Genomic DNA, 22,471 nt, shown 5'->3' with positions numbered 1-22,471 from the left:
TATTTTTCTGAAAATCAGCGGCTGGCCGTGAAAACCAATGATATAACAAGTAATATCATGTCGGTTTGGGCATAGTTGGCTCGTAATATCTTCAGGGCTTTGGTGATCTGATTCTTCACCGTTTGCTGAGAAAGCCCCAGGTGAGTGGATATCTGTTCGATGGAAAGATTTTCAAACCGGCTTAACATAAAGATCTCCTTCATTTTCTCCGGCAAATGGTTGATCGCTTCAAACAGCTCCTGTGACCTGGCTTTGTAATCTACCGTATCTTCCACGGAATGCGGTTGTGCATCAAAATGTTCTATGAGCTGCTGCAGGTACTTGCGATAGGTAGCGTTTTTCCGGTAAATATCGATGATCTTATGCCGGGCCGCCTGGTATAGGTACGATTTCAGCGATTCTTTCAATACAAGGGTATGACGTTTTTCCCACAGGGAAATAAAGAGATCCTGCAGTACGTCTTTACTGATCTCTCCCGCGTCCAGTTTGCTGTAAATAAAGAGATACAACATTTTACTGTAGCGATCATAGATGGCATTGAAGGCGGCACTGTTATCGCTTTTGAGCAGCGACACTAACTGGTTATCTGAATAACTGCTGAACATTGAATTACAGTAGCAATTAGATGTTTTGGTTGAATTACTGCCGATGAAAGTAAGAAGAAAATTTGTTATTTAGCTATTTTGTTATTTGGTTATTTATTGGGTGCTGTTGGATCGCAGCAACCCCAATAATCAAATAGCTAAATAATTAAATAGCCAAATTATCAGGCTTCTTTTAACCTGAGTTCGTTTTTGTATTCCTTTGGCGTTTTTCCTACAATCTCTTTAAAAAAGCGGTTAAAATTGGATAGATTCTTAAACCCACAGGAATAAGCGATTTCTGCAATAGACCAGTCTTCTTCGGTCAGCCGCTTACAGGCATGCCCAATCCGTACTTCGTTGAGAAACTGCACAAAAGATTTTTTGGTGCGGTTTTTAAAGAAGCGGCAAAACGACTGTGGAGAAAGATTAGTGATGCTGGCCACATCCTGCAGGGAAATTTCCTTGGAGAAGTTGTTCATCACATATTTAAATACCTCGTCTATTTTATGGTTGTCCTTTACATTGTAGGCATGCGAATACCCCGTGCTGGCCAGGTAATAACAATCGCGCGTTTCCGACAGCGTTTTCAGAATGTTCAGCAAAGAGATGATCCGGTCCAGCCCCTCCTTTTTGGGGAGCGACAATATTTCCGGCTTTAACTTGTCATAGGTGGGTCCTATGATTTTCATCCCGCGCTGCGCGCGATGAAAAAGTTCGCTTAGCGCCTTCGTTTCCGGCAGACCGTAAAATTTCTCCCCAAAAATATCTTTAGGGAAATAAATCACTACAGAACGGGCCTTCAGATTTTCATCTCCCTTATAATATTCTTCTTCGTTATACCATACATGGGGGATGTGCGGCCCCAAAAATACCATGTCGCCCTCTTCAAAGCTCTCAATGCTGTCCCCTACAATCCTCTTCCCGTGGCTCTCCGTAACAAACACCAGCTCACACTCCGGATGGAAGTGAAAAGGTGTGTTAAAATACGGATCACATCGCTCTATGATGGTGATCTGATTATCGGCAAAAGCCCCAACTTTAATAAGAATGGGTTTCATTCAAGTATTAATTTTTTAAACTACTGGTAACCAACAATACCCTATTTAGTATTGCCATTGTCCTATGAATGTTGCCAAATTATTAAAAATTGGTTAAAAAAATATCATTATTGCGAAAATGACCCTTAAATGTCATAGACCGGCTGCTAATCTCATTCAGAAGATTTAGCAACTTTTTTGGAATAATTAGTACAAGAATGTAAATTTCAGCTTTCATTTTGTAAATTACGCTGGGCTAAATCGATATAGCATTTGTTGTCTATGAAAGGAATCTCTATAAAAGATATTGCAAAACAAGCGGGAGTATCTCCTACCACTGTCTCGTTTGTACTCAACGGCAAAGCGAAAGAGAAACGGATCAGCGAGCAGGTAAGCAAAAAAATACAGAAAATCGCTTCCCGGCTGAAGTACAAACCAAATCAGCTGGCCCGAGGCCTCCGTACCGGAAAAACCAAAACGATCGGACTGATCGTGGAAGATATCGCCAATAACTTCTTCGCCAGCCTCGCTAAAGTCATGGAAGATGAAGCTGATAAACACGGGTACAAAGTGCTCTATGGCAGTACGGAAGACAATACGGAAAAAGCAAAAGGTCTCCTGGAGGTACTGAAATACCGCCAGGTGGATGCCTATATCGTTACCCCTACCAAAAACCTGGATAAGGAAATAGAACAGCTGAAAGCAACGTCCAAACCAGTAGTACTGATGGACCGCTATTTTCCGCATGTCAGCTCTCACTATGTGGTGGTAGATAACTACCAGGGCGCTTACAACGTTACCAGCCACCTGGCCAATCAGGGCTATAAAAAAATCGCGATCGTTACCATCACCTCCGACCAGATTCAAATGAAAGACCGTCTGGAAGGATTTACTGCTGCGCTGAAAGATCACCAACTGCCTTTCAGTAAAAGCCTGGTAAAGAAAATACCGTTCGAACTGGAACGCGAAGCATTTACAACTGAAATCAAAAAATTCCTGACAAGCATTAAAGGCCTCGATGCGGTATTCTTTGCCACCAACTACCTCGGTATCTACGGCATTGAAGCTATCCGCTCCCTCGGCTGGGAAATAGGTGCACAGATCGGTGTGGCCAGCTTCGATGACCATGACCTCTTCCGCCTGCACAGCCCGTCCATCACCTGCGTAGCACAGCCTATTCCGGAAATCGGTAGAAATATCGTGGAACTGCTGATGCAGGAACTGAATCATCCCTCCGCTGCTCCCCGGCAAATCGTGCTGGAACCTTCGGTGATCATAAGAGCTTCTTCTGATCCCGGCAAAAAATAATATCCCACGCCTGATCATATGTTCCTGTTCACTGCGGTGATCAGGGAAACAAAAAGTGCTACATTGTTGTTATGTAAAATAGTTTTCTGCCCTGCGCCTCAACCAGGTCTGAAAGCCCTATTCAACCAAAACACCATCTTTCACTTTTATCCGCATGACATATGATCAGAATCTTTACGCAGGTACTGCTATTCGTATTGTTGTTATTAGTTACCCCTGTAGTATGGGCACAACAGGCTATTACCGGTAAGGTAACCGACAATACCGGTCAACCGCTTTCGGGCGTCAACATCCTGGTAAAAGGTACCTCCAAAGGCACCGTTACCAATGGCGACGGAAATTTTTCATTGTCTCTGCCACCCGGCAGTACACTCGTTTTCCGCTTCCTGGGCTACGTCACACAGGAAGTACCTGTGGGTAACCAGGCCCAGCTCAACATCTCCCTGGTGCCCGATGAAAAAAGCCTGGGTGAAGTAGTGGTCACGGCACTTGGTATCAAAAAGGAAAAGAAGGCGCTGGGATACTCGGTGTCTGAAGTAAAAGGAGAGGAGCTCACCCAGGCACGCACTACCAATATCGCTAATGCGCTCTCCGGTAAAGTGGCCGGCCTGAACGTTACCTCCACCGCTACCGGTCCGGCCGGATCCAGCCGTATTATCCTCCGCGGTAATACTTCCATCGATAAAAACAGGAACAACCAACCCCTTATCGTAGTAGATGGGATTCCTATCAATAATGATAACCTCGGCGCTGCCGGTGAATACGGCGGTATGGACGCAGGCGATGGTATTTCCAGTATCAACCCGGATGATATTGCCACCATTTCTGTACTCAAAGGCGGCACGGCGGCAGCGTTATACGGCTCCCGCGCTTCCAACGGCGTCATCCTCATCACTACCAAAGGCGGCGCCAGTCGCAAAGGGGTAGGGGTGGAGTTCAGCAGCAATATTGTACTCGACCGGCCTGTTGTGGAAAACCTCGATTGGCAATACGACTACGGGATGGGCCTCAATGGCCTGAAACCGCAGACGGCGGCAGAAGCCCGCGCTGCCGGTCTTTTCAGCTGGGGCGCTCCGCTCGACGGCTCGTCTGTGATCCAGTATGATGGCATCAGTCGCCCGTACAGTGCGGTGAAAAATAATTTCAAAAAATTCTACCGCAGCGGTTACACCTTCACCAACTCCGTGGCTGCCAGCGGCGGCAACGACAAGGTAACCTGGCGTTTCGGCGCTACGGACATGAAAAATGAGGCTACGCTTCCCAACTCCGGTATGCGCCGCGATAACCTCTCGCTCAATGTGTCCGCCTGGCTCGGTAAAAAACTGCACCTCAACGTGTACGCCAAATATATCCGCGAACGTACTACCAACAGGCCCCGCGTATCCGACTCACCCGGTAACGCCAACTTCGCCCTCTACCTGCTGCCTACTTCCCTGGCGGTGCAAACACTGAAGGATAGTAAACTCGATGCCAACGGCAACGAGTTCCGCTGGCAGGACAATGTATATACTACCAACCCCTGGTTCTCAGTATACGACTTTGAACAGGCAGATAAAAAAGACCGTTTTATCAACGCTGCCGAACTCCGCTACGATATCCTCGACTGGCTCTACGTGAAAGGCCGCATCGGCGCGGATATGTTTTACCGCGATAACAAAGGGGTGACACCTAACGGTACCGCCTATATTCCCGGCGGACAAATCAACGATCAAACCCGTCAGCATTTTTATGAACTCAATGCCGATGTGATGGTGGGCGTAGAAAAAGGTTTTGCAGAAAAATGGCGGGTGTCCGGCTTTATCGGCGCTAACGTAATGCGTAACAAAAATGATAAACTGTTCCTCAACGGTAATACCTTCAATATTCCTTACTTCTACGATCAAAGCAATCTGCAGACAAAAACCGTTACCAACGATATCTTCGAAAAGAAAATCAACTCGGTATACGGTTCGGCGGAATTATCGTATAAAAGTTACCTGTACCTGACCCTCACCGGGCGTAATGACTGGTTCTCCACGCTGCCGCTCAACAGTAACAGTATCTTCTATCCCTCTGCCGGCCTCAGTTTTGTGCTCTCCGATGCACTAACTATGCCCAAATGGATCAACTACGCAAAGCTGCGTACATCCTGGGCGCAGGTGGGTGGCGATACCGATCCGTACAGGCTCCGCTTGGCCTACCAGGTGCAAAACCCACTGGTGCTGGGCACTACCAGTCTGCCGGTGGCCGACGTAAAAAAGGCACAGGATGGCAGTTACGCTGTTCCCAATGCCCATCTGCGGCCTTATGTCAATACCAGCTATGAAGCCGGCTTTGAAGCACGTTTCTTTGATAACCGCCTGTCGGTAGACTTCTCCTGGTACACCCGCAAAACAAAGGACGATATCGTACAAACTACCATCTCCAATGCTTCCGGGTATAATACTGCCTTTATCAATGTGGGTAAAGTGAGCAATAAAGGTGTGGAACTGATGGTAACAGGAACGCCTGTACGGAGTAAGAACTTTACCTGGGACATCACGCCCAACTTCGCCTACAATAAAAGTGAAGTGATTCAGCTGGATGGGAAACTGAATGCGCTGAAAGTAGCGGATGTACGTACGTTTAACGTCACCATTCAACAGGTGCCTACCTATCCGTTTGGTGTGATACAGGGCTACAGCTTCCAGCGCGATGATCAGGGCAACATCCTGTTTAATTCCGCAGGCAAACCGCTGCAAGGGCCGCTTACCATCTTTGGAACCGGCGTGGCGCCTTATACGCTGGGCCTGACCAACACCTTCACCTATAAAGCCTTCTCGCTGGGTGTACTCATTGATTCCCGCTGGGGTAACAAAATATATTCCGGTACCAACGACTACGCCTATTATTACGGTTTGCAGAAAGCTACGCTGCAAGGCCGTAACGGTGGTATCACCATTAAAGCGCAGGACCCCAACGATCCTACCAAGTACGTGAATAAGACCGTAGATGCGCAGGATTACTTTCAGAATATTGCATTTAACATCGCTGAGCCATTTATATACAGCGGCGCTTTTATAAAGCTGCGCCAGGTGATACTGACTTACAACCTGCCTGCCGGTATCCTAGGTAAATCACCGTTTACCGGCGCTTCGCTGTCGTTTGTGGCCAGGAACCTCTGGATCATTTATAAAGATATACCCAATGTGGACCCTGAATCCACCTATAGCAACGGTGCCGGCCAGGGCGCTGAACTGCTGGGTTATCCACAGTCCAGGAGTTACGGTTTAAACCTGAATGTAAAATTCTAAATCGCTTCGATCATGGTTAAGTCAATATATACATATGGGACCATCGTACTGCTGTTATGGCTGTCGCTGACGTCCTGCACCAAAAATTTTGAACAGATCAATACAGACCCTACTGCCGCGCCGAACGTGTCGCCGGGTATATTGCTCACCCGGGGGCTGTTGTATGTCTCCGGCGGCGAGTTTGAAGCATGGCGGGCCAATCTTATTTACTGCGGTCCGATGGTACAGCATCTTGCTTCTACCAGTCTGACTTATGTAGGCGATAAATATCTCTATAACGACGGTTACAGCGGCTCGGCGTTTAACTCGTTTTATCCGAATGGCGTGAAGATACTGACCACGCTGATAGAACAAACGAAGAACGATGCCAACCAGGACAACTACACCGCTATGGCCAGAATTGCCAGGGTGATCATGTTGCAGCGGTTGACCGACCTGTATGGCAATGTGCCCTATGTTGCAGCCGGTAAAGGATTTATTGATCAGAATTTCACCCCTGCGTATGATCCGCAGGAGGCGATCTACGCTGGTTTTGCCGCAGAGTTGCAGGCCGCGGCGGCGCAGCTGGACCCTGCCAAGCCCACGCCAGGCAGTGCTGATATCTCCGGCTATGGCGGCTCTCCTGCACAGTGGAAAAAACTGGCTTATTCGTTGTTGCTGCGGGTAGGTTTACGTTTGTCAAAAAAGGCGGACCCTTCAAAAGGGAAAGCCTGGGTACAGCAAGCCCTGGCTGGTGGGGTGTTCACGGCCAATACCGATGCTTTTTACATCCAGCATGCCGCCGGCGATTATGATAATCCCAATAGCCATGTGATAGGGGTATATCCGGGCAGCAGGGCAGAAACGGGGAAAGATAACCTTAGCATTAAGCTGTCGAAGTTTTTTGTCAACCTGCTGCAATCCAGGGCTGATCCGCGGTTACAGATGATCTCCGAATTGCCTAAGCCGGATTCCACCCCTGGCGGATCGGATAACCCTGCCTTGCAGAAAGGGCTGCCCAATGGTTTTGATAACAGTTCCGATCCGGTATTTGGCATTGGTTCCACCGGTGATGCCAACCTGGCGCATTATTCGCAGCCTAAACAAGTGATTGTACAACCCAACTCCCCCAATATTTTTATCACCTATTCAGAAGTACAGCTCATGCTGGCCGAAGCGGCCGCCCGGGGCTGGATTACCGGCAGTCCGGTACCGTTTTTTACCGCCGGGGTGAAGTCCGGTATCTGGCAATGGTCGCTGTATTCCTCATCTATTGTGTACGACGATGGCGCCGCTACCACCTATGCCAATGCACAGGCAGCTGCGCTGGCCGGAGCTTTGAGCGCTCAATTGGAGGCTATCAACACCCAGTATTATATTACCACTTTCCTGAATGAATACGAGGCGTATGCCAATTGGCGCCGCAGTGGTTTCCCGGTACTTACGCCGGTGAACTATAAAAACAATGAAACCAACGGGCAGATACCCCGGCGGTTGCGGTATCCCAGGAATGATTACGATGTCAACAGGGCAAATGTGGAAGCAGCCAACGCAGCACAGGGACCTGATATTTTTATGACACCCGTGTGGTGGGACAAACCCTGACCGTATTAACCAACACCATAATAAAAACGCCATGAAAAAAATCAGTTTGTTTTCAACCATTTTTGTATTAGCCTGCCTGGTCGTTCAGGCGCAGGATTCGTCGGGACTTTCACAAGGCATTAGTTTCCGCAATGCCGTATCCAGTAATATGGGGGTAAAGTTCGGTTCCGTATATTCTTTTCATCCGAAGGAAAATACCGTTGGCACTCCTTATTTATATACCGATTGGGGCCGTTTATGGATTGATTCTATGGACAACAAACGGGTAGCCCGTTCTGTGGTATACGACGCCAATATTGACCTGGAAAAAAATATGCTGATTGTGAAAGGTGGCGACGGGAAAGCCTATGCGCCGGAGGTGAATGATGTGCAGGCGTTCCATTTTAAGAAAGGAAATGAAGAAAACGCGTTTGTGGCCATGCAGCTCGATGGGGTGCATAAATTCGTGGAGCAGCTGGCAGCGGGTAAATACAGGCTGGTGAAAGACGTGAAAGTAACTTTTCAGCAGGCCGATTTTGTAGACAAAGGCATGGTGCAAACCGGCAAAAATTATGATGAATACAAAAAAGCATATACCTATTACCTGGTAAAAGACCAGGTACCGGTGAAAGTCTCTATCCGTAAAAAGGCCTTGCTGGAGGCGTTGGGGAAGGACCCCGACGCGCAGGCTGCGGCCCGTAAGTTTCTCAATGATTACCGGGAACCTTTCGATGAAACCGCCGCCAGACTGATGATTGAGGCAATAAATAAATGAATAAATAACCCAATGAATAAATAAATCATCAAATTCCAAAATTCCAAAATCCCAAAATGAAAAGGCCCGTCTGCTTGTTTGGACGGGCTTTTGGTTATCAAACATTTCCCACTATTGAAGTCGTTTTTATCCAACAGGAATGCAAACTGATAGTATTTTCCTGATGAGCTATATTATTTTAATGGAATTAACCGCTTGTTAACGAAACATCAAAAAATTGTTAAATCTTTTTTGCACTTCTCATAATTATCCCTAAGTTTGAAACTGTAATTGCTATAGCGAATACTTGTCTGTGAATTGAAAATGGAGCGACGGAATATTGACAAGTTTTTTTTAGAACAGGTTGCTAAAACGTTTTACTACTGTAGCGAAACGAGAGCAGTGAACAATGAAATTGCCAAATGGAGTAGGTCCATTTAAATACGGAAACGGAAACTATGTTTTGCCTGCCTTCTTTGCTGCGCGCTGCAAACATTTGCCGGTAAAGGCATTCCCGTGTATCGATGTAATACCATGTGACTGAACACTTGTTATAATTTAAACCAAAAGGAAGCCATGCGAAGATCATTTCTTCTCACCACGTTGCTCTTTTTGTGCTGTAGCTTCGCTGTATGGGCGCAGGATAAAAAAGCTGTTACGGGAACCGTAAAAGATGAAAAAGGAACCCCTTTACCGGGTGTTACGGTAAAGGAAAAGGGAACTGCCAACGGTGCCATGTCTGGTGCTGATGGCGGCTTTAAAGTACAGGTAGCTCCCAATGCTACACTGGTATTGTCCTACATCGGTTTTATCAACCAGGAAGTGCCGGTAAACGGTCAAACCTCCCTGACGATCGTACTGAAAGAAGACAATAAAAACCTGAATGAAGTAGTGGTGACCGCTATGGGTATGAAACGTGAACAACGTAAACTCGGCTATGCGGTTACAGAATTGAAAGGTGCGGATGTGGCTAAAACCAATTCCATCAACCCGGTATCTGCCCTGCAGGGTAAAGTAGCCGGCCTCGATATCTCCGCCGCTGCCGGTGGTCCTGCCGCTGCTCCCCGTATCGTGCTGCGTGGCGCTAAATCACTGAACGGTAAAGACCAGCCTATCTTCATTGTGGACGGTGTTATCTTTGAAAACGATGAAAGTGCTGCTGACGTTAACTTCGGTAACGTACTGAAAAACCTCAACCCGGACGACTATGAGTCTGTAACCGTGCTGAAAGGTGCTGCTGCTACCGCACTCTATGGCTCCCGCGCGATCAACGGTGCTATCCTCATTACCACCAAAAAGGGTAATGCAAGAAAAGGAATAGGCGTTACCGTTAGCCAGACTGCACAAATGGAAAAAGTATACCGCGGCGCTATCGACCTGCAAAACAGCTACGGCCAGGGTACCAACGGTACTTACGACAACACCAAAGGCGGTAACAGCTTCGGCGCCCCAATGGATGGTAGAATGGTACAACTGGCCAACGGCATGATGGTACCGTATACTCCCAAACCCAACAATGCTAAAGATCTTTACCAGACCGGCAAATACTTCAATACTAACGTAGCCATGGAAGGTGGTAACGACAAAGGAACTTTCCGCCTGTCTTACTCCCACCTGGACAATAACAGCGTTTCTCCCAACAACAGCTTTGGCAGAAACACTTTCGCGTTCCGTGGCTCTTCCCAGATATCTAAAGTACTGAGCGCCGATGCGGGTGTTACCTACGCTACTTCCAAAACACTGAACCCCGACCGCCAGGGTGGCGACTACACCAACTATAACATCGGCCGTAAATGGGTATATGTGTTCCCGCGTAACTACGATCCTTCTATCTGGAGCAAACCGGAAAACTATCTCGGACCCAATGGTGGCCGTGCTAACCTGAATACCAATCCCGGCGCGGATTTCTTCTACCAGCAGGCATACAACAGCTGGACCCGCAAGGAATCCCTCATCACCGGTAACTTCTCCCTCACCGCAGTAGCTAACGACTGGCTGAAATTCGTTGGTAAAGCCAACTTCAGCTCTGAACAATCTACTGATGAACGCAAAGAAGTGGGTACCGGCGATTTCTTCAAAGGATCTGATGGGTTCTACTCTATCGCGGGCGTTAATAAATCCCAGTACACCTTCACCGGTATGGCGATCATCACACCGAAACTGGGTAAAAAATTCGACGGTAGCCTGAACCTGGGTGGTGAAACATGGAACAGCGGTATCGGTAAACAATACAATAACTACTCCGATGGTGGTCTGCGTATTCCGTTCCTGTATGATATCACCAACAGTGTCAATGCGCCTGTCGTAAAAAATGATCCGCTGCTCCGCAAACGTATCAACTCCGTATTCTTCGCAGCCAGCCTGGCTTATAATAATGAACTGTTCCTGGATGTAACCGGCCGTAACGACTGGTCTTCCGCGCTGACCTACCCTGCAGGCAGCAAAGGAAATACCACCAACTCTTACTTCTATCCGTCTGTAAGTGCTGCGTGGGAATTCACCCAAACACTGAAAGAGGAAATGCCTTCCTGGATCAGCTATGGTAAACTGCGCGCTTCTTATGCGATGGTGGGCGGTGACCTCGATCCTTATCAGATCAATACCGGCTACTACACTACCGGCCTGTTCCAGGGTGCTTCTACGGGTAAAAGCCTGCCGCTGGTAAACATCTACAACTCAGACATCCTGCCGAACATGAACCTGAAACCTTCTATCTCTAAAAGCTGGGAGCTGGGTGCCAATGTTCGTTTCTTCAACAACCGTCTGGGCTTTGACTTTGCCTGGTACCGCACCAATATCACCAACCAGATCATTAACCTGCCGACGCCCATTGAATCCGGTGTTACTTCCCGTTATATCAATGCCGGCAGCATGATCAACAGGGGTATTGAGCTGTCCATCAACGGTACGCCTATCCAGAACAAAAACTTTACCTGGGACGTAACCCTCAACGGTAGCCGCAATAAAAACAAAATCGTTAGCCTCACACCTGGTGTTGACCAGCTGGAGCTGAACGAAGACCAGGGCGTGAAAGCCATCGCTTCTGTAGGCGGTAGCTACGGTAACCTGATCACTGACTACGGTTATACCCGCGACGCCAACGGTAAACCCCTGATCACCCTGGGTGGCAGCGATTTTCCTTACAAATTCGTACGCGGAAGAGCGGTTGTAGGTAACATCATGCCCGACTTCAACCTGGGTCTGCAGAACAACTTCACCTACAAAAACTGGAGCCTGGGTGTCCTGATCCAGGCCCGTATCGGCGGTGACTTCTTCTCTGCTTCCCACCAATATGGTACCGGTCGTGGTACCACTGCCAACACCATGTACGGCCGCGATACTGAACACGGTGGTATCACCTGGACCAACGCTGCCGGTGTAACCCGCAACGATGGTATGATTCCGGACGCGGTGTTCCAGCAGGGTACTAAAATCAAAGGTAAAGACGGTCAGGACGTAGTACTCGACGGTATGACCTACCAACAGGCTTATGAAAAAGGGTATGTAACGCCGCTCACACCATACCAGTACTATGGCATGGTAGGCGACTGGGGTATCGGTATCCGCGAAGCTTCTGTATTCGACGCTTCTTATGTAGCGCTGCGTGAAGTATCCCTCGGCTACTCACTGCCAACTGAAATGGTTCAACGCTGGAGACTGAACAGCCTGCGTGTATCCCTCGTAGGCCGTAACCTGGGTTACCTGTTCAACAACCTGCCGGATCATATCAACCCGGAAGCGGTGCGTAACAATAAAACATCTGCCTTCTCCGAGTATGGCGCTGTACCATTTGTGCGCAACATGGGCGTAACCGTACAGGTAGGATTCTAATAACCGTGTAACAACTGATAAACATGAAAAATATCAATAAATGGGGATTAGGTGTAGCAGTAGCAGGTATGATGCTGAGCGCCTGTACCAAAAACTTTGAAGATCTCAATAAAAATCCACAGGTGAGCGAGAACGTGCCACCGGAAATGCTGATCACACAGTCAGAAAAAGGTATTGTAGACCGCGATTTCGACTGGTTCTACGATGCTTACAGCTACCAGCTGCAATGGCTGCAGTTTGGTGTGGCCGCTCCGGGATCTTCTTCCACCGGCCTTTTCAGCCCTACCAATACCAACGATTTTTACAATGCCTTTTATAAAGGTATTGGTCGTAACCTGGTAGAAATTGAATCAGTAGTAGCTAAAAGACCTGAAGGCGAGCGTGCACAGTATAGCTCTCTGATAGCCATTGCGAAGATCCTGAAGGTGTACAGCGCCTGGAGAGCTTCCGACGCCAATGGCAGCATGCCTTACACCAACGCCTTCCAGGCTCGCTCTGACGCTAACTACACACCCACTTACGATACACAGGAAAAACTGTTCCCGCTGTGGGATGCCGAGCTGAAAGCGGCGGTGGCCACACTGCAAAGCACACTCCCTACGCAGGCTTCTCCCGGTAACGCGGAAATTTTCTACTCCGGCGATATTGCCAAATGGGCGAAAGCGGGTAACGTACTGCGTATTAAGCTGGCTATGCGTGTGCTGAAAAGAACACCGGATGAAGCTAAAGCTATCATCGCAGATGCGATGAGCGTTAAGAACGGCCTGTTCGTAAGCAATGCGGATGACTGGAAATTTCTCTCCGCTGACCAAAGCTTCGGCCGTAGCGGTAACTGGGCGATGGACAACAGCCCGCTCTCTGCCGGCAAAAACATGCTGGACTACATGCAGAACAACAGCGATCCACGCCTGAATATCTTCTATGAGAAAAACAGCTATACCAAAGAACTGATCGACAGTCTCATTAAAGGTGGCGCTTTCCCGGCGACTGCTCAATATAATGATCAACGTTATATCGGTCTGCCTGCCAACCCCGACAGAAGAGACCAGGCAGCGGATGCCGCCGTCTTTAAGGTGAAACGTTATACGATGAAATTCACGGTAAATGGTAAAGTGCAGGAAATCACCCGTACCCTGGATACCGTATCCGCCGTACAACGCCGCCTGTTTAACCTGGATGCTGAAAACGGCACTAATAACGGCGCCCGCTATACGCAGCCGATCCTGAGCTATGCCGAACAGTGTTTCATGCTCGCGGAACTGAGTGTACGGGGTATTATCAGCGGAGATCCGGCTACCTATTATAACAATGGTGTGGAAGCCTCTATCAAAGCATACGATGATATGGCCCGTGAAGCAAAAATCCGCGACTATGCGCCGCTGGCAGCTACCGCGATCACCGATTACCTGGCTAAACCAGGTATAGCCTTTACCGGTAGTGCTGACGAACAACTGGAAAAAATTAATATCCAGAACTTCCTGAACCTGTTCAAATCTCCCTGGGAAGCCTGGGGCGCCTGGAAAAGAACAGGTATTCCTAAAGAAGACAGTAAGCTGCTGCCACTGGAACGTATGACTGTTTCCGGCCAGCCGGTAGCCATTCCACGTCGCTGGGCGCTGCCTCAGCCAACCATCGCCAACCAGACCAACTGGAGAAATGCCATCACCGAAATGCAGAAAACCGGCGAATATGGTAATGGTGACAACGATTTCACCGGCCGTGTATGGTGGGATAAAAAATAGGTTGATAGCAAGTATGCATACATAGCAATCTTCGCTATACGAGAAAAGAAGCGGCTCTCCCGGTACCGGGAAGCCGCTTCTTAATTTATCGTGTCCGAAACAAATATGGTACTAAGTTCTAAAATTGGCATAAACTTCGTATATACGTTGGAGTTGAATCTTTTATACCTATGTGCGCTTGCCGGAAACCCTTGTCCGCTATACTGATTGTCTTGTTGTTCGTCACACGGGTGTGTGCCGCTGAAAACGCTTCCCTGCCTGATTCCTGTTATGTGCAACATTTTGATAATACGAATGGGCTGCCCCAAAACAGTGTCAAATCCATCGTAAAAGATGCATCCGGATTTATCTGGCTTGCCACGGAAAATGGCCTTACCCGCTTTGATGGTGCGCATTTCACCAACTATGAAAGAAGTAATACAGGCATCACCTCCAATCGTTTTATCACTTTTCTGACAAGCCCTTCGGGCGAACTATGGGCCTATAATTCAAATGAGGAAAGGCTGAAACTGCTGGATGGTAAGGCTGTTCGCGATACTCTACCCCATAAATATCCCAGGAGCTTCTATCAATGGTATGCAAAGGATAACTACCAGGATACAGGGCGTTTTTACCTGGCCTACCGGCCGGAAGTAATGCTGTCTGAACGGGCCTGCATCCGCAAATTGATATATTACCTGGATAAAGACAGCTACTACGAGTGTACGCAATATAACGTCGCTTTTTATGAAAAAGGAACGCTGCGTTATACGGTTCCCTTTTCCTCCCAAAACCGCTGGGAGTTTTTCCTGCTGGGCAAAAGGCTATATTATCTTCACAAAAACCTTACGGTAACGCTGTTCTCATCAACCCCGCAAACATTGGAACTGGGTGGCGAAATTATGAAAGAACCCAGGCCGGGTAATAATAAAAAAAGGTAACCTTATTCTGGAATGTTTATATGCCCACCCAGGGGCTTATATATATTAACAACAATTTTTATTTAATCACAGTTGGCGCTAACGGGCTCCCGGCAAGCCGGAAAATCATATCGGGATTCAGCATGCCGGAAAACGATGAAATAAAGAATGTGTTTTATGATGAAACAGATCAGAAATTATACCTCGGTAGTTTCACAAATGGTTTGTTTATGCTGTCAACGCCGAAATTTTATACCGGGCATATTGGAGCAGGGGATGTGTACTATGGTCAGACAGCTTATACCCATAACACCATACTTACTGCAAAAGGAGATATTCTGGGAACCAATGGATATACGAAAAGAATAAACGCTGTACAGAAGCTGGTACCCAGTGATTATCTCAGTATCCTTACGGATAGTCTGCATCGCATCTGGGTAAGGTGGGGGTCTCAGCTCTATCAGTTGGATGGAACTACGTTTGCTGTTCTCCGGAAATGGAGTCTGCCGGGTGAAATAGCCTAGCTCTATGATGCCGGCAATGGGGAAATATGGGCGGGTATGCGTGGGGCTGGCCTGGTGGCCTTACCCATGTACCAGCCAAATGCTGTCCCTCGGAAACTATTGACCGTTGAGGATGAAATCACTTTCTTCGCCCGTTGGGAAAAAACGGTGTATGTGGCAACGAAACGGGGATGTTACCGCATAAACCTGCGATCGGGCAACATAACCTCCATACCGGAATTGGAACATAAGCAGATCCGCAGCCTCTATATTTCGGGTCCGGAAGAAATGTGGATCACCACCTACGGCGATGGCTTTTTCCGGTATTATAAAAACAAACTGACGGCCTTGCCGCCCGATGCCAACAACTATTTATCCACCGCCCATTGTATCGTACCGGATAAACAGGGATACTTCTGGATTACGACTAACAACGGCCTATTCCAGATTAGTCAGGATGACCTCAGAAATTATACAAAAGACACCACTACCACTTTGTATTATCATTATTATGATAAAAATGATGGCTTCCTGACCAATGAGTTTAACGGCGATTGTGTACCCTGTGCAGTGAAGCTGGACAATGGTATACTGTCACTGCCCTCGCTGCGGGGTCTGGTGTTTTTTAATCCGGACAGCATCCGGGGATCTTTACCGGAAAACCACCTGTTTGTGGATAAGATTATTGCGGATAAACGGGAAATGCCTGTTGCGGGACATCTCAATCTGCCTCGTAAACTCAACCAGCTAAGCTTTAAGGTAAGCTCTCCGTATATGGGTAACCGTAAGAATTTACAGATTGCTTACTCCCTGCAGGAAGACAATCAACCCGTATTATGGTTGCCCGTACCGGAAGATGGTACAATTTCCCTGTCTATGCTTTCCAGTGGGGATTATACCCTGGTGATCAGGAAATTGAATGGTTTCGGTAAAAATAACTATGAGGAGAAAATCATCACATTCAGTATTGCAGTAGCCTGGTACCAGACCACCTGGGCCAGGATACTGTTTATGATGGGCATCCTTGCCGGCAGTTTTATGTTTATACACCTGCGTATCCGTTATATCCAGCGGCGCAATACCCAGCTGGAAGCGGCAGTAACCCTGAAAACAAAAGAACTGCAACAACGTACCGATATCCAGGAACGTATCATCCGCTCCGTGAGCCATGATATTCAAACACCGTTGAAATACCAGCAACTGTTGTCCCGCAAGCTGTATGAAAGTCTTTTCCAGGAAAGGTTACCCGCCCTCACGGAACTGGCTAAACTGGTGCATGACCATACCCACAGGCTTTCCTTTATGACAGATAACCTGCTCAAATACCTGAAAGTACAGGTGGCCTCCGGTCCGCTCCAAAAAGAAACTTTCCTCCTGGCAAATTTAGTCCGCGATGTATTGATGATCTTCCAGGGTATCGCCCTGGAAAAAGGAACGGAAACACATAACGATGTGCCTGCACAGCTGGAATGGGAAGGCAACATGCAATTATTATCGGTTGTCCTGCATAACCTGGTAGACAATGCGGTGAAGGTTACCCGCAACGGCACTATCTCCATTGGTACCGAAGTACGGCATAACCAAACGGTTATCCTGGTAAAAGATACCGGCCCGGGTATGCCGGCCGGATTACTGCAATGGCTAAACGAAAAAGACCTCCCTGTGCCATCGCAAAGTGGCATGGGACTCATGATTGTTAAGGAACTGATCAGCCTTCTGGAACTGGAGCTGTATGTGTCTTCTCTCCCTGGTGAAGGCTGCTGTTTTTGTATACAGGCCCGGACATCCTGATTTTTTCTGCCAGCTCAATTACATTCGTTACCTGCAGTTTCTCGAAAATCCGGGTTTTGTAGGTACTGATGGTAGAATCATGGATACTCAGTGCCTGTTTAATTTCCTTGGCGCTGGCGCCCTTGATGAGCAGGTGCATCACCTCGGTTTCCCGCTGGGACAATGGCACGGTTTCCCCGACAGGCGCATTTTTGGGTTTCAGTAACTCGTTGACTAACCTGTCCTGTAATACGTCACTGATGTATTTTTTGCCCCGGAATATTTTCTGGATGGCGCCCTTAAACTCCTCTGGTGGCGCATTTTTAGCGAGATAACCGTCTGCTCCTGCTTTCAGGTACTCGGGCGCATACAACGATTCACTGTAGCTGGAAAAAATAAGGATGGCTGTCTGTTGCTGCCTGAGTCTCACGGCGGGTATCATATGAATGGTATCTCCTCCGGGAATATGGATATCCAGTAACAACATGTCGAAAGACTGCTTTTCCAGCTTTTTAATGGCTTCATCGAAAGTTTCTGCTTCTGCAATATCAGCATGCGGGAATACTTCACGGATCATCAGGATAGCGCCCATTCGTACCACACTGTGGTCGTCGGCAATCAGGAACGATGGCATAGTAATAGGTATGGTCGGTACAAAACTCTCATTCTTTTCCGATAGGCGTTGTAGTAATATTTCTACAAAATATAGTATTAATTCTATTTCAACTTCAATCAATTGCTACAAAACGGCGGAGAATAGTGGAGTAAGTTTGCTAACGCAATTATTTTCAAGGATTTAGCATAGGAAATCTAAATAATGATACACCGGGGTGATTCCAGGGTGTAGTAACCCCAATTGGCAAGCATAGGACCATGGTCCAGTACCGGGGTGGTAGCCGGCACTGTGGCTGTTTTCTTATCAGATAAAAGCGGCTGGCTGTATCCACAGTTCCGGCATTCTCTACAATATTATAGCCCCGGTTTGAAGACCCCGGGGCTATAATATTACAGACGATTAATTAATCATTGATTTGATCTCACTGAGTTTCAGCAAAGCCTCTACCGGGGTAAGCCGGTTGATGTCCACTGTGCCCAGTTTCTCCCGTATCTGTTGAAACGTATCGCTATGTGCATCAAAAATATTGAGTTGCAGCTTCTGTGTGGGCGTTGCAATATTTTTGATATTCTTCTGTAAAGAGGTATCGATATGTTTTTCTTCCAGGTTAGCCAGCACTTCGTTGGCACGGTTGATCAGTTCCGGAGGCATACCGGCCATACGGGCCACATGTATACCAAAGCTGTGACGGCTGCCGCCCGGCGCCAGCTTACGCAGGAAAATGATTTTGTTGCCCGACTCCATATTGGTGATATGAAAGTTCTTCACGCGTTCGTGTTTGTTTTCCAGCTCATTCAGTTCATGATAGTGCGTGGCAAACAGCGTTTTCGGACGATGCGGGGTCATATCATGCAAATACTCCACGATGCTCCAGGCAATGGAAATACCATCGTAGGTACTGGTACCACGGCCAATTTCATCCAGTATCACCAGGCTGCGGGGGGTAATGGAGTTGATAATACTGGCAGTTTCGTTCATCTCCACCATGAAGGTAGATTCGCCGCCACTCAGGTTATCGGAAGCGCCTACCCTGGTGAATATTTTGTCGGTCAGTCCTATATCGGCGCTGGTAGCGGGTACAAAGCTGCCCATATGCGCCATCAGCGTGATCAGGGCGGTTTGCCGCAATAAGGCCGATTTACCGCTCATGTTGGGACCGGTGAGAATGATAATCTGCTGATTGTCTTTATTGAGCTGTATATCGTTGGCTACGTATGCTTCTCCGGCAGGCAGACCTCTTTCTATCACCGGATGGCGCCCTTCCCGGATATCTAGCTGGTAGTCGTCGGTGATCACCGGCCGGCGGTATTTGTATTGCAGTGCGTTGTGGGCAAAACAAAGCAGGCAGTCCAGCTGCGCAAATACCTGTGCATTGCGCTGCACCGGCTCAATGAAGGGCTGAAGCGCTGCCAGCAGTTCGTCGAACAGGCGCGTTTCCAGGCTGAGTATTTTATCTTCGGCGCCCACTATTTTTTCTTCATATTCTTTCAGCTCCGGCGTAATATAACGTTCGGCATTGGCCAGCGTTTGTTTACGGATCCAGGTTTCGGGCACTTTGTTCTTATGGGTATTGGTGACTTCCAGGTAATAGCCAAACACGTTGTTGAAGGCTATTTTCAGGGAAGGGATACCGGTGGCTTCGGATTCTTTCTGTTGTATCTGCAACAGGTAGTCCTTGCCTTTGGTGGCGATGCCACGCAGCTGGTCCAGCTCTGCGTTCACACCATCGCGGATAACGCCGCCCTTACTCACCTGTACCGATGGGTTCTCCATCACCTCGTTCAGTATCTTATGCAGAATCGGCTCACAGATATCCAGTTTTTCGTTGAGGCGTAGCAGGTAGTCGTTGCCGCTTTTGGATAACAGCTCCTGCACAGCTTGCACCTGTTCCAGGGAACGGGCCAGCTGCATCACTTCCCGCGGATTGATTTTACGCAGCGGGATTTTGGATACCAGCCTTTCCAGGTCACCGGTAAGTTTAAGATGATGCACCAGTTTCTGTGACAGCTCCGTTTCCTTGATGAAATAGGTCAGTGTATCCAGTCTTTGATTGATTTGCTCTTTGTCGCGCAGCGGGAATACCAGCCAGCGTTTCAGCAGGCGGGCGCCCATGGGGGTGACGGTGTTGTCCAGCACTTTCAGCAGGGTATGCCCGTTCTCCACGCTGCTCTGCAACAATTCCAGGTTACGCACGGTAAAGCGGTCCATCCACAGAAAATCTTCCTGGCTGATACGTTGTAAACGGGTGATATGTTGCAGATGCGGGTGTTCGGTATCTTTCAGGTAATGCATGGTGGCGCCGGCCGCAATGATGGCGGCATTCATGCCTTCCACGCCAAAGCCTTTGAGGGATTGTGTTTCAAAGTGTTTCAGCAGGATATCCTGTGCATACTGGGTGGTAAAAATCCACTCGTCGAGGTTGTAGGTGTAGAAGCGGCTGCCGAAAGTAGCTTTGAAGTGTTTCTGTTGCTGACGGGCAAATACTACTTCTGCAGGGCGAAAGCTCTGCAACAGTTTATCCACATATTCTGTACTGCCTTCGGCAATGATAAACTCGCCGGTAGATATATCCAGGAAAGAGACCCCGGTAATATCGGCGCCGAAATGAACGGCTGCCAGGAAGTTGTTGCTGGCGTTCTCCAGTAATTTATCGTTGACCGCTACACCGGGCGTAACCATTTCGGTAACACCGCGTTTGACAATACCTTTTACTGTTTTAGGGTCTTCCAGCTGATCACAAACGGCTACACGATGGCCTGCCTTCACCAGTTTGTGAAGATAGGTGTCCAGCGAGTGATGGGGAAATCCTGCGAGGTCCACATAAGAAGCAGATCCATTGGCCCTTTTGGTTAACACAATGCCCAGTACCCTGGAGGCGATCACGGCGTCTTCGTTGAAGGTCTCATAAAAGTCGCCTACACGGAATAATAGTACTGCATCCGGGTATTTATCCTTGATAGCCTTATGCTGTAGCATCAGTGGCGTTTCTTCTGATTTACTTTTTGCCATGGCGCAAATATATAAAACTCATCCGATCCGGTTATCTTTGCAGATCATGAGAAAGTTAAGCATGGATGAACTGGGCCGTAAAACGGTGGACGAGTTCAAGGCAGCAGATAAAACCCCCGTTGTACTGGTCCTGGACAATGTACGCAGTATGCATAATGTTGGATCGGTGTTCCGTACGGCAGATGCTTTCCTGTTACAGGGCATCGTGTTGTGTGGTTATACGCCGGTACCGCCGCACCGGGATATCAATAAAACAGCCCTCGGCGCTACCGAAACCGTGGATTGGCAATATTTTCCTACGACGATAGAAGCAGTACAGGCCCTGAAAAAAGCAGGATATCTTATTATGACCATCGAACAGGCTGCCGGTAGTGTGATGCTGGATGCTTTTACACCGCCTGCTACCCAGCCCCTGGCACTGGTTTTCGGTAATGAAGTGAGCGGTGTGGATGCTACGGTGATGAAAGAAGCGCATGGCTGTATCGAAATCCCTCAATCAGGCATGAAACATTCTTTGAATATTTCCGTCAGTACCGGTATTGTAGTTTGGGATATCTTTGTAAAACTGAAGGCTGCGGCCAATAAAGGATGATTTTATTTAAGAGCTGTTAGCTCAACTGTTTACATATGATTACTACTATTAACAAGTACCTGTCGCTGGTAAAGTTCAGTCACACCATCTTTGCGATGCCATTTGCGTTGACGGGTTTTTTCATGGCCACTACCAGGGGAGGGGGCAGCTTTAGCTGGACTATCTTCGGACTGGTCGTATTATGTATGGTATTTGCCCGCAGTGCGGCTATGGCGTTTAACCGCTGGCTGGACATGGACATCGACAAGCTGAATCCGCGTACGGCCAGGCGTGAAATCCCTGCTGGTATTATTTCTCCGCAAAACGCCATGTTTTTCATTCTGATTAACGTGATGTTGTTTGTGCTAACTACCTGGTTTATCAATCGTATCTGTTTTTTCCTGTCGCCCGTAGCCTTGCTGGTGGTACTGGGATATAGTTATACCAAACGTTTTACAGCTTTGTGCCATATGGTGCTGGGGGTTGGCCTGTCGTTGGCGCCTATCGGGGCTTACCTGGCGGTGACCGGCGAGTTTGCCCTGTTGCCGGTACTGGTGTCGGTACTGGTGTTGACCTGGGTATCCGGTTTTGATATTATCTATTCCCTGCAGGATGAAGATTTTGATAAATCCCAGCAGCTGAACTCTATCCCGGCATGGCTGGGCCTTTCCGGTGCTTTGCGTTTCTCTGAGCTGCTGCACGTTATTTCGGCGGCGCTGGTGATCACTATCGGCATCTATGGCCACTATCACTGGTTGTTCTGGATAGGCGCGGCTGTCTTTATTGCTATGCTCATCTCTCAGCACCTGCTGGTAAAACCACATGACCTGAGCAAGGTGAATGTGATGTTTATGACCACCAATGGTATTGCCAGCGTAGTGTTTGCTGTTTTTGTCATTGCTGACATGCTGTTATTTTGATATTTGGTTATTTGGTTATTGAGTTATTTAATTAAAAAGATCTTTCAGTACCTAAATAACTCATATTTAAAAACAGTTCACTAAATATTAAA

15 protein-coding genes are annotated in these 22,471 nt (G+C 48.0%); 11 read left to right on the top strand and 4 right to left on the bottom strand.

Annotated features, from left to right (window positions below):
- Positions 1 to 14: 14 nt before the first annotated feature.
- On the bottom strand, positions 15 to 605 hold the full coding sequence (locus ICL07_RS19290) for an RNA polymerase sigma factor (RefSeq protein ID WP_188089650.1): 591 nt from the start codon (positions 603 to 605) through the stop codon (positions 15 to 17).
- 161 nt (positions 606 to 766) lie between these two features.
- The gene (locus tag ICL07_RS19285; protein ID WP_168872001.1) at positions 767 to 1,642 is read right to left on the bottom strand and encodes an AraC family transcriptional regulator; all 876 of its coding nucleotides are present in this window, start codon (positions 1,640 to 1,642) and stop codon (positions 767 to 769) included.
- A gap of 261 nt (positions 1,643 to 1,903) precedes the next feature.
- On the opposite strand from ICL07_RS19285, the gene ICL07_RS19280 reads away from it, so the two are divergent.
- The 9 genes from ICL07_RS19280 to ICL07_RS19240 all read left to right on the top strand — a co-directional run bounded on the left by ICL07_RS19280 (position 1,904) and on the right by ICL07_RS19240 (position 17,284).
- Positions 1,904 to 2,929, top strand: coding sequence for a LacI family DNA-binding transcriptional regulator (locus tag ICL07_RS19280; protein ID WP_188089649.1), 1,026 nt, complete (start codon positions 1,904 to 1,906; stop codon positions 2,927 to 2,929).
- A gap of 161 nt (positions 2,930 to 3,090) precedes the next feature.
- On the top strand, positions 3,091 to 6,201 hold the full coding sequence (locus ICL07_RS19275; RefSeq protein ID WP_223151996.1) for a SusC/RagA family TonB-linked outer membrane protein: 3,111 nt from the start codon (positions 3,091 to 3,093) through the stop codon (positions 6,199 to 6,201).
- A 12-nt stretch (positions 6,202 to 6,213) separates the two neighbouring features.
- Positions 6,214 to 7,785, top strand: a complete 1,572-nt coding sequence (locus ICL07_RS19270; RefSeq protein WP_188089648.1) for a SusD/RagB family nutrient-binding outer membrane lipoprotein — start codon at positions 6,214 to 6,216, stop codon at positions 7,783 to 7,785.
- 31 nt (positions 7,786 to 7,816) lie between these two features.
- Positions 7,817 to 8,539 carry a hypothetical protein gene (locus ICL07_RS19265; RefSeq protein WP_188089647.1) on the top strand — a complete coding sequence of 241 codons (723 nt, stop codon included), beginning with the start codon at positions 7,817 to 7,819 and terminating at the stop codon, positions 8,537 to 8,539.
- A 555-nt stretch (positions 8,540 to 9,094) separates the two neighbouring features.
- Positions 9,095 to 12,349 carry a SusC/RagA family TonB-linked outer membrane protein gene (locus ICL07_RS19260; RefSeq protein ID WP_188089646.1) on the top strand — a complete coding sequence of 1,085 codons (3,255 nt, stop codon included), beginning with the start codon at positions 9,095 to 9,097 and terminating at the stop codon, positions 12,347 to 12,349.
- 23 nt (positions 12,350 to 12,372) lie between these two features.
- Positions 12,373 to 14,091 carry a SusD/RagB family nutrient-binding outer membrane lipoprotein gene (locus tag ICL07_RS19255; RefSeq protein WP_188089645.1) on the top strand — a complete coding sequence of 573 codons (1,719 nt, stop codon included), beginning with the start codon at positions 12,373 to 12,375 and terminating at the stop codon, positions 14,089 to 14,091.
- Between the two features lie 212 nt (positions 14,092 to 14,303).
- A complete protein-coding gene (locus tag ICL07_RS19250; protein ID WP_246485093.1) occupies positions 14,304 to 15,011 on the top strand; it encodes a two-component regulator propeller domain-containing protein in 708 nt (235 codons plus the stop codon).
- 122 nt (positions 15,012 to 15,133) lie between these two features.
- Entirely contained in the window at positions 15,134 to 15,514 is a 381-nt protein-coding gene (locus ICL07_RS19245; RefSeq protein WP_188089643.1) for a hypothetical protein, read from the top strand.
- 36 nt (positions 15,515 to 15,550) lie between these two features.
- On the top strand, positions 15,551 to 17,284 hold the full coding sequence (locus ICL07_RS19240; protein ID WP_188089642.1) for a sensor histidine kinase: 1,734 nt from the start codon (positions 15,551 to 15,553) through the stop codon (positions 17,282 to 17,284).
- Here the strand turns inward: ICL07_RS19240 and ICL07_RS19235 are convergent.
- Positions 17,202 to 17,897 carry a response regulator transcription factor gene (locus tag ICL07_RS19235; protein ID WP_188089641.1) on the bottom strand — a complete coding sequence of 232 codons (696 nt, stop codon included), beginning with the start codon at positions 17,895 to 17,897 and terminating at the stop codon, positions 17,202 to 17,204. The two genes, ICL07_RS19240 and ICL07_RS19235, sit on opposite strands and share 83 nt — an antisense overlap.
- Before the next feature lie 381 nt (positions 17,898 to 18,278).
- Complete coding sequence (gene mutS, locus ICL07_RS19230) at positions 18,279 to 20,888, bottom strand: DNA mismatch repair protein MutS (protein ID WP_188089640.1); 2,610 nt, start codon at positions 20,886 to 20,888, stop codon at positions 18,279 to 18,281.
- Between the two features lie 46 nt (positions 20,889 to 20,934).
- Between mutS and ICL07_RS19225 the strand changes: the two genes are divergently transcribed.
- Positions 20,935 to 21,480: an RNA methyltransferase gene (locus ICL07_RS19225; protein WP_246485092.1), complete on the top strand. Its 546-nt coding sequence runs from the start codon at positions 20,935 to 20,937 to the stop codon at positions 21,478 to 21,480.
- A 35-nt stretch (positions 21,481 to 21,515) separates the two neighbouring features.
- Entirely contained in the window at positions 21,516 to 22,379 is an 864-nt protein-coding gene (locus ICL07_RS19220) for a UbiA-like polyprenyltransferase (RefSeq protein ID WP_188089639.1), read from the top strand.
- Positions 22,380 to 22,471 lie beyond the last annotated feature (92 nt).

The sequence above is a fragment of the Chitinophaga qingshengii genome (assembly GCF_014529935.1).
GTDB lineage: Bacteria > Bacteroidota > Bacteroidia > Chitinophagales > Chitinophagaceae > Chitinophaga > Chitinophaga qingshengii.
Note: the sequence above shows the minus strand (reverse complement) of the source record. Positions and strands in the feature narration are given on the sequence as shown.